Here is a 7,776-nt window from a genome sequence, read left to right as displayed (position 1 = left end):
TCGGGCGGCAGCTCGGCGGCCGTGGCCGCGCGCCTCGCGCCCGCCGCCACCGGCACCGACACCGGCGGCTCGATCCGCCAGCCGGCATCGTTTACCGGCATCACCGGCATCAAGCCCACTTACGGCCGCGTGTCGCGCTACGGCATGATCGCGTTCGCCTCGTCGCTCGACCAGGGCGGCCCGATGGCGCAAACCGCCGCCGACTGCGCGCTGCTGCTCAACGCGATGGCCGGTTTCGACGAGCGCGATTCCACCAGCCTCGAACGCGACCAAGAAGATTTCGGCCGCTACGTCGGCCAGGGCTGGACGCCCGACGCGCCGGCCGGCAAGCCGCTGGCCGGCCTGCGCATCGGCCTGCCGAACGAGTATTTCGGCGACGGCCTGGCCGCCGACGTGCGCGCTTCGATCGACGCCGCGCTCAAGCAGTACGAAGCGCTCGGCGCCACGCTGGTGCCGGTGTCGCTGCCGAAAACCGAATTGTCGATTCCCGTGTATTACGTGATCGCGCCGGCCGAGGCGTCGTCGAACCTGTCGCGTTTCGACGGCGTGCGCTACGGCCATCGCGCGGCGCAATACGATGGCCTGCTCGACATGTACAAGAAGTCGCGCGCCGAAGGCTTCGGGCCGGAAGTGAAGCGCCGCATCATGGTGGGCGCCTACGTGCTGTCGCACGGCTATTACGACGCCTACTACCTGCAGGCGCAGAAAATCCGCCGCATCATCGCGCAGGATTTCCAGAACGCGTTCGAGCAGTGCGACGTGATCATGGGCCCGGCCTCGCCGAGCGTGGCCTGGGATCTCGGCGCCAAGGGCGACGATCCGGTCCAGATGTACCTGGCCGACATCTACACGCTGTCCGTGAGCCTGGCCGGCCTGCCCGGCATGAGCGTGCCGTGCGGCTTCGGCGCCGGCGCGAACGCGCAGCGCCCGGTCGGCCTGCAGATCATCGGCAACTATTTCAACGAAGCCCGGATGCTGCAGGTCGCCGACGCGTTCCAGCGCGCGACCGATTGGCATAAGCACGTTCCGGCAGGAGTCTAAGAACATGGCCCAGTGGGAAGTCGTTATCGGTCTGGAGACGCACGCGCAACTGTCGACGGCGTCGAAGATCTTCTCGGGCGCGTCGACGCAGTTCGGCGCCGAACCCAACACCCAGGCCTGCGCCGTCGATCTGGCGCTGCCGGGCGTGCTGCCGGTGCTGAACCGCGGCGCGGTCGAGCGCGCGATCCGGCTCGGCCTCGCGGTCGACGCGGTGGTGGCGCCGCGCAGCATCTTCGCGCGCAAGAATTACTTTTACCCGGATCTGCCGAAGGGCTATCAGATCAGCCAGTACGAGATCCCGGTGGTGCAGGGCGGCAAGGTCACGATCCAGGTGCCGGCCAACGAAAAGGCCGGCAAGGAAGCCTATTCGAAGGTCATCAACCTGACCCGCGCCCACCTGGAAGAAGACGCCGGCAAGTCGCTGCACGAAAACTTCGCCGACATGACCGGCATCGACCTGAACCGCGCCGGCACGCCGCTGCTCGAAATCGTCACCGAGCCGGAAATGCGCAGCGCGGCCGAGGCCGTGGCCTACGCGAAGGCGCTGCATGCGCTGGTGATGTGGCTCGGCATCTGCGACGGCAACATGCAGGAAGGCTCGTTCCGCTGCGACGCGAACGTGTCGGTGCGCCCGGTCGGCCAGGAGAAGTTCGGCACGCGCGCCGAAATCAAGAACCTGAACTCGTTCCGCTTCCTCGAGGAAGCGATCAACTACGAGGTGCACCGCCAGATCGAGCTGATCGAGGAAGGCGGCGAAGTGGTGCAGGAAACGCGTCTCTACGATCCGGACGAGCGCGAAACGCGCTCGATGCGCAGCAAGGAAGACGCGCAGGATTACCGCTATTTCCCCGATCCGGACCTGCTGCCGGTGGTGATCGATCCGAAGTGGATCGAGCGCGTGCGCAGCGAAATGCCCGAGCTGCCGGCCGCGATGCAGCAGCGTTTCGTCGAGCAGTACGGCGTGACGGCCTATGACGCCGTGGTGCTGACCGCCAGCAAGGCGATGGCCGCCTACTTCGAGGCCGTGGTCGCGAAGGCCGGCGCCGCCAACGCGAAAACCGCGGCCAACTGGCTGATGGGCGACGTATCGTCGCTGCTGAACCGCGAAGGCATCGAGATCGACGCGTGCCCGGTGTCGGCCGCGCAGTTCGCGCTGGTGCTGCAACGGATCGCCGACGGCACGATCTCGAACAAGATCGCCAAGGAAATCTTCCAGGCGATCTGGGACGACAAGGCCACCGACGAAGCCGCCGCCGACCGCATCATCGAGGCGAAGGGGCTCAAGCAGATCTCGGATACGGGCGCGCTCGAAGCGATCATCGACGAGGTGCTGGCCGCCAACGCCAAATCGGTCGAGGAGTTCCGCGCCGGCAAGGAGAAGGCGTTCAACGCGCTGGTCGGCCAGGCGATGAAGGCGACCAAGGGCAAGGCGAACCCGGCCCAGGTCAACGAGCTGCTCAAGAAGAAGCTCGGCTGAGCATCGCGCGGCCGATCGGGCCGATGAATCCGATGCGGCCGCGATCACGGGCCGCCGCCGGGCAGGCAGCCGGCGGCGGCCCGTTGCGTTATGCTGGACGATTCGTGTCGCGGCGGCTCGCGCGGCATGCCGCCCGAACCCAGAATCCCGTTCCGCACGGAGGCATAGATGGCCAAGCAAGCGTCGCTCGACGATTTCCGCGTGCCGTATCACACCGACGAGAAGGCCGCGGCCGGCTTCCGGCTCGACCGTTTCGAAGCCGGCGACAAGCCGTTCTCGGCCGGCTCGAAGGAGGCGGATCGCGCGCGGCTGTCCGAGGTGTCGGTGCAGATCGATGCCTTGCAGGACCGCCTTCACACGCAACCGCGCAAGCGCCTGCTGCTGGTGCTGCAGGGCATGGACACCAGCGGCAAGGACGGCACGGTGCGCGCCGTGTTCCACGAGGTCGATCCGCTGGGCCTGCGCGTGGTGCCGTTCAAGGCGCCCACCGCCGTGGAGCTGGCGCACGATTTCCTCTGGCGCGTGCATGCGCAGGCGCCGGCCGCCGGCGAACTGACCATCTTCAATCGCAGCCATTACGAGGACGTGCTGGTGCCGCGCGTGATCGGCGCGATCGATGCCGACGAATGCGCGCGCCGCTACCGGCAGATCCGCGAATTCGAAACGATGCTGCACGAATCGGGCGCCACCATCGTGAAGTGCTTCCTGCACATCTCGAAGGGCGAGCAGCGCGAGCGCCTGCAATCGCGCATCGACAACCCCGACAAGCACTGGAAGTTCGATCTGTCCGACATCGAGGCGCGCAAGCACTGGGACGCCTATCAGGCCGCCTACCGCGACGCGCTGGCGGCCACCTCGGCGCCGCACGCGCCGTGGTACGTGATCCCGGCCGATTCCAAGACGCACCGCAACGTCATGGTGGCCGAGCTGCTGCTGCGCGAGATGGCGGCGATGAAGCTCGACTATCCGGCCGCCAAACCCGAACTGAAGGGCGTGACGATCGAGTGAGCCGCCGGCCGGCCGCCTCGCGCGTTTCCCCTCCCACTCACCGAACACTGAACGGAATCACATCATGCTGCGTGTCATCACGGCGAATCTGAACGGCATCCGCTCGGCCGCCAAGAAGGGCTTTTTCGACTGGCTCGGCGATCAGACGGCCGATTGCGTCTGCGTGCAGGAAATCAAGGTGTCGGCCGACGATCTGCCGGCCGAATTCGTCGCACCGCACGGCTTCCAGGGCTATTTCCATCACGCGCAGAAGAAGGGCTACAGCGGCGCGGGCCTCTACACGCGCCGCGAGCCCGACGACGTGATCGTCGGCTACGGCAGCAGCGAGTTCGATGCGGAAGGGCGCTATGTCGAGGCGCGCTTCGGCAAGCTGTCGGTGATCTCGGTGTACGTGCCGTCCGGTTCGAGCGGCGACGAGCGCCAGCAGGCCAAGTACCGTTTCATGGACGAATTCATGCCGCACCTGGCCGAGCTGAAGGCCAAGCGCGAGGTGATCCTGTGCGGCGACGTGAACATCGTCCACAAGGAAATCGACATCCGCAACTGGAAGAGCAACCAGAAGAACTCGGGCTGCCTGCCCGAGGAGCGCGCGTGGCTCACGAAGCTGTTCGACGACGTCGGCTACGTGGACGTGTTCCGCACGCTCGACCCGCGTCCCGACCAGTACACGTGGTGGAGCAACCGCGGCCAGGCCTACGCGAAGAACGTCGGGTGGCGGATCGATTACCAGCTCGCGACGGCCGGCGTGGCCGGCACGGCCAAGCAGACGTCGATCTTCCGCGACATCAAGTTCAGCGACCACGCGCCGCTGACGGTGGATTACGACTACAAGTAACCGGCATCGCCCATTGCGGGCCATGCAACGACAAACGCCGCCGGGATCGCGCCCGGCGGCGTTTTTTCATCGGCGCGCGCCGATGGCGATGCAGCCTAATGCAGTCTTATGCGGCCGGCTGCAGCGAGGCGTTGTCGATCACGAAGCGGTACTTCACGTCGCTCTTGAGCATGCGCTCGTAGGCGGCGTTGATGTCCTGAATCTTGATCAGTTCGATGTCCGACACGATGCCGTGCTCGGCGCAGAAATCGAGCATTTCCTGCGTCTCGGCGATGCCGCCGATCAGCGAGCCGGCCAGGCGGCGACGCTTCATGATCAGGTTGAACACCTGCGGCGACGGGTGATCGTGCTCCGGCGCGCCGACCAGGGCCATCGTGCCGTCGCGCTTGAGCAGGTTCAGGAACGGGTTCAGGTCGTGCGTGGCCGCCACCGTGTTGACGATCAGGTCGAAGCTGTTCAGGTGCGCGTTCATTTGCGCTTCGTCCTTCGAGATCACCACTTCGTGCGCGCCGAGGCGCTTGCCGTCCTCGATCTTCGACGGCGAGGTGGTGAACAGCACCACATGCGCGCCCATCGCGCGGGCGATCTTCACGCCCATGTGGCCGAGGCCGCCCAGGCCGACGATGCCGACCTTCTTGCCGGGGCCGGCGCCCCAGGTGCGCAGCGGCGAGTACGTGGTGATGCCGGCGCACAGCAGCGGCGCGGCGGCGGCCGGATCGAGCGATTCCGGCACGCGCAGCACGAACGCTTCGTCGACCACGATCTGCGACGAGTAGCCGCCGAACGTCAGGTCGCCCGTCACGCGGTCGTTGCCGTTGTAGGTGCCGACCCAGCCGTTTTCGCAGTATTGCTCGAGGCCTTCGCCGCAGCTCGGGCAGGTGCGGCACGAATCGACCAGGCAGCCGACGCCGACCAGCTCACCGGCCTTGAAGCGCGTGACGTCCGGGCCGACGGCGCTGACGCGGCCGACGATCTCGTGACCCGGCACCACCGGGTAGACCGAGTTCTTCCATTCGTTGCGGGCCTGGTGCAGATCCGAGTGGCAGACGCCGCAGTAGAGGATGTCGATCTGGACGTCGAGATCGCGCAGTTCGCGGCGCTGGATTTCGGTGGCGGCGAGCGGGCTGGTCGCGCTCTGCGCCGCGTAGGCGTAAGTCGTGCTCATGGGAGGGCTCCTTACCGTTGAATTCGGAACGCTTCGCCCGGCCGCCGACGCGGCGGCCGGGGGCGAAACGGGTTCCCATACTAAGGATGCGGCGGGAGCGCCGATATACCTGAAGGTCTTGAAGCCTTGCCCAATACTCTCGAATTGTGCGGGTGCAGCACGCAGCGGACGCCCGCGGTGCTAGATTGCAAGCCTGATCCTATTGCGGCAGCGGATGGCCCATGAGCTTCGTACCCTTGATTCCTGATGGCGACCTGCGCGTGCAGCAGCGCATCATCGAGCTGCTCGGCCAGCTCGCGCCGAGCGACGGCGTCACCGACGCGACGCTCGAGGGCGTGCGCTTCATGCGCGTCAGCGCCACGCTGCCGCGCTGCCCGGTGCTCTACGAGCCGAGCATCGTGATCGTGTGCCAGGGGCGCAAGGTCGGCTACGTCGGCGAGCGCACGTTCGTGTACGACGAGCGGCAGTATCTGGTGCTGTCGGTGCCGCTGCCGTTCGAATGCGAAACCTATACCGCGCCGCACGGGCCGTTCCTGGCGATCACGGTGCGCATCGATCTGGGCGTGATCGCCGAGTTGGCGATGCTGCTGGAGGAAACCCACGGCGCGGCCGTCAGCGAGCCGGACAGCATCTGCTCCACGCCGCTCGACGCGCCGCTCGCCGACGCCGTGCTGCGCCTGCTCGAAACGCTGCAATCGCCGCACGACACGCGCGTGCTCGGGCCGTCGATCATGCGCGAGATCGGCTACCGCGTGCTGACCGGCGAGCAGGGCGACGGGATTCGCGCGGCGCTGGCCCAGCAGCATCATTTCGGCCGGATCGCCAAGGCGCTGCGGCGCATTCACGTCGATCTCGGCGGCGAGCACTCGGTCGACGTGCTGGCGGCCGAGGCCGGCATGAGCGCGGCCGTGTTCCACGCGCATTTCCGCCGCGTCACGGGCACCTCGCCGATGCAGTACGTGAAGGCCACGCGCCTGCATCACGCACGGCTGATGATGGTGCAGCAGAACGTGAGCGCGAGCGCGGCGGCGGCGCGGGTAGGGTATGTCAGCGCGTCGCAGTTCAGCCGCGAGTTCAAGCGCATGTTCGGCCGCAGCCCCGGCGACGAGGTGCGCTGGGTGCAGTCGGCCAACGGCGCGGTGGCGAGCGACGAGGCGGTGGGGGTGGAGTGAGGCGGCGATCGACGTTGCGTGAGCGCGGCGTCGATGCGGTGCAAGGGCGTGCCAAGGCGGTTTCACAACCGCGACGCAGCCGATTCGTGCGGCCGGCTATGGTGCAACAAGGCCGGCACAGAGGCGGCTTCGACGCCTCGATCAGCACGCGTCAGGAGGCCGGGCCGGCTCGGCCCCGCTTTCAGCGGCGTTCCGAAACCGGCCGCACCGCGCTGATGCCCGCGTACGGCGGCAGCAGCCCGACCGGCTTGCCGATCGCCTTCGCGTAGGTCGGCATCCAGTCGGCCAGGCGCTTCATCAGATCATGCCGGCGGCGCTTGCTGTACGGGTGCGCGTAGATGAAGCCGTGCTGGCGGTCGCCGCGCGTGGCGACGGCCAGTTTGTCCCACAACGTGATGGCCGCGCGCGGATCGAAGCCCGCGCGCGCGGCGATGTCGCCGCCGATCACGTCGGCCTCGGTCTCGTCGGTCGCGCCGTAGCGCAGCTCGGCGAGCCGCGCGGCAATGTCGGGCGGCGCGGGCAGCGGTTCCCGCAGGCCGTACAGCGAGGAAATCGGATTCGAACCGAGCGCGGCCGGCGCCTGCATGTCGCCGAGCCCTTCGCGCGCGTGTTCGCGCAGCGCATGCGCGATTTCGTGCGCCACCAGCACGCCGAGTTCGTTGTCGTTCGGCCGGAGCCGCTCCAGCAGCCCGCTGTCGACCAGCAGCTTGCCGCCCGGCAGGCAGACGATGCGCGTGGTGCGGGCGCGCACCACGTTCACCTCCCAGTGCCAGCCCTTCACGCGTTCGTTCCATTTCACCGCATACGGCGCGAGCCGGTCGACGTCGGCGCGCAGCCGTTGCACACGCGGATCGGTGGCCGGAACCAGCGTGCCGGCGCGCGCCGCGGCCTGCACCATCTGCTGGTACTGCGCGGCCGTGATCTGCTCTAGCACCGGCGACGACACCAGATTGCGGAACGCGAACGCGTTGCCGTAGTGGACGCCGCGTTGCGGCGGCGCGTAGGCCGCGACCGGGCCGCCCGCATGGTTCGCGCCGGCCGCGGTGGCGACCGCATGGGCCGCCGCCGTGGCTTGCGA

The 7,776-nt window shown here is 67.7% G+C and carries 7 protein-coding genes; 5 read left to right on the top strand and 2 right to left on the bottom strand.

Annotated elements, in window-relative coordinates:
* The 4 genes from G3N92_RS28290 to G3N92_RS28275 all read left to right on the top strand — a co-directional run.
* Positions 1-1,041 (top strand): amidase family protein (locus tag G3N92_RS28290; RefSeq protein ID WP_206130883.1); only part of this gene is annotated, 1,041 nt, incomplete at its 5' end.
* 4 nt (positions 1,042-1,045) lie between these two features.
* Positions 1,046-2,518: an Asp-tRNA(Asn)/Glu-tRNA(Gln) amidotransferase subunit GatB gene (gene gatB / locus G3N92_RS28285; protein ID WP_206130882.1), complete on the top strand. Its 1,473-nt coding sequence runs from the start codon at positions 1,046-1,048 to the stop codon at positions 2,516-2,518.
* 168 nt (positions 2,519-2,686) lie between these two features.
* Complete coding sequence (locus G3N92_RS28280) at positions 2,687-3,526, top strand: PPK2 family polyphosphate kinase (RefSeq protein ID WP_206130881.1); 840 nt, start codon at positions 2,687-2,689, stop codon at positions 3,524-3,526.
* Between the two features lie 64 nt (positions 3,527-3,590).
* Complete coding sequence (locus G3N92_RS28275) at positions 3,591-4,361, top strand: exodeoxyribonuclease III (protein ID WP_206130880.1); 771 nt, start codon at positions 3,591-3,593, stop codon at positions 4,359-4,361.
* A gap of 106 nt (positions 4,362-4,467) precedes the next feature.
* Here the strand turns inward: G3N92_RS28275 and G3N92_RS28270 are convergent, their stop codons facing one another.
* Positions 4,468-5,526 (bottom strand): NAD(P)-dependent alcohol dehydrogenase, encoded by a 1,059-nt coding sequence (locus G3N92_RS28270; protein WP_206130879.1) that lies wholly within the window; start codon positions 5,524-5,526, stop codon positions 4,468-4,470.
* A 221-nt stretch (positions 5,527-5,747) separates the two neighbouring features.
* Here G3N92_RS28270 and G3N92_RS28265 point away from each other — a divergent pair, with 221 nt between their 5' ends.
* The gene (locus tag G3N92_RS28265; protein ID WP_206130878.1) at positions 5,748-6,698 is read left to right on the top strand and encodes an AraC family transcriptional regulator; all 951 of its coding nucleotides are present in this window, start codon (positions 5,748-5,750) and stop codon (positions 6,696-6,698) included.
* Between the two features lie 181 nt (positions 6,699-6,879).
* Here G3N92_RS28265 and G3N92_RS28260 read toward each other — a convergent pair.
* Positions 6,880-7,776: M48 family metallopeptidase (locus G3N92_RS28260; protein WP_206130877.1), on the bottom strand; the 897-nt coding region annotated here is incomplete at its 5' end.

The organism is Burkholderia sp. Ac-20379, from assembly GCF_017104645.1.
Taxonomy (GTDB): domain Bacteria; phylum Pseudomonadota; class Gammaproteobacteria; order Burkholderiales; family Burkholderiaceae; genus Burkholderia.
Note: the sequence above shows the minus strand (reverse complement) of the source record. Positions and strands in the feature narration are given on the sequence as shown.

Excerpts from the sequence above, each read along its gene's own strand:
- gatB (WP_206130882.1), top strand. The coding sequence starts at position 1,046 with ATGGCCCAGTGGGAAGTCGTTATCGGTCTGGAGACGCACGCGCAACTG.
- G3N92_RS28280 (WP_206130881.1), top strand. The coding sequence starts at position 2,687 with ATGGCCAAGCAAGCGTCGCTCGACGATTTCCGCGTGCCGTATCACACC.
- G3N92_RS28275 (WP_206130880.1), top strand. The coding sequence starts at position 3,591 with ATGCTGCGTGTCATCACGGCGAATCTGAACGGCATCCGCTCGGCCGCC.
- G3N92_RS28270 (WP_206130879.1), bottom strand. The coding sequence starts at position 5,526 with ATGAGCACGACTTACGCCTACGCGGCGCAGAGCGCGACCAGCCCGCTC.
- G3N92_RS28265 (WP_206130878.1), top strand. The coding sequence starts at position 5,748 with ATGAGCTTCGTACCCTTGATTCCTGATGGCGACCTGCGCGTGCAGCAG.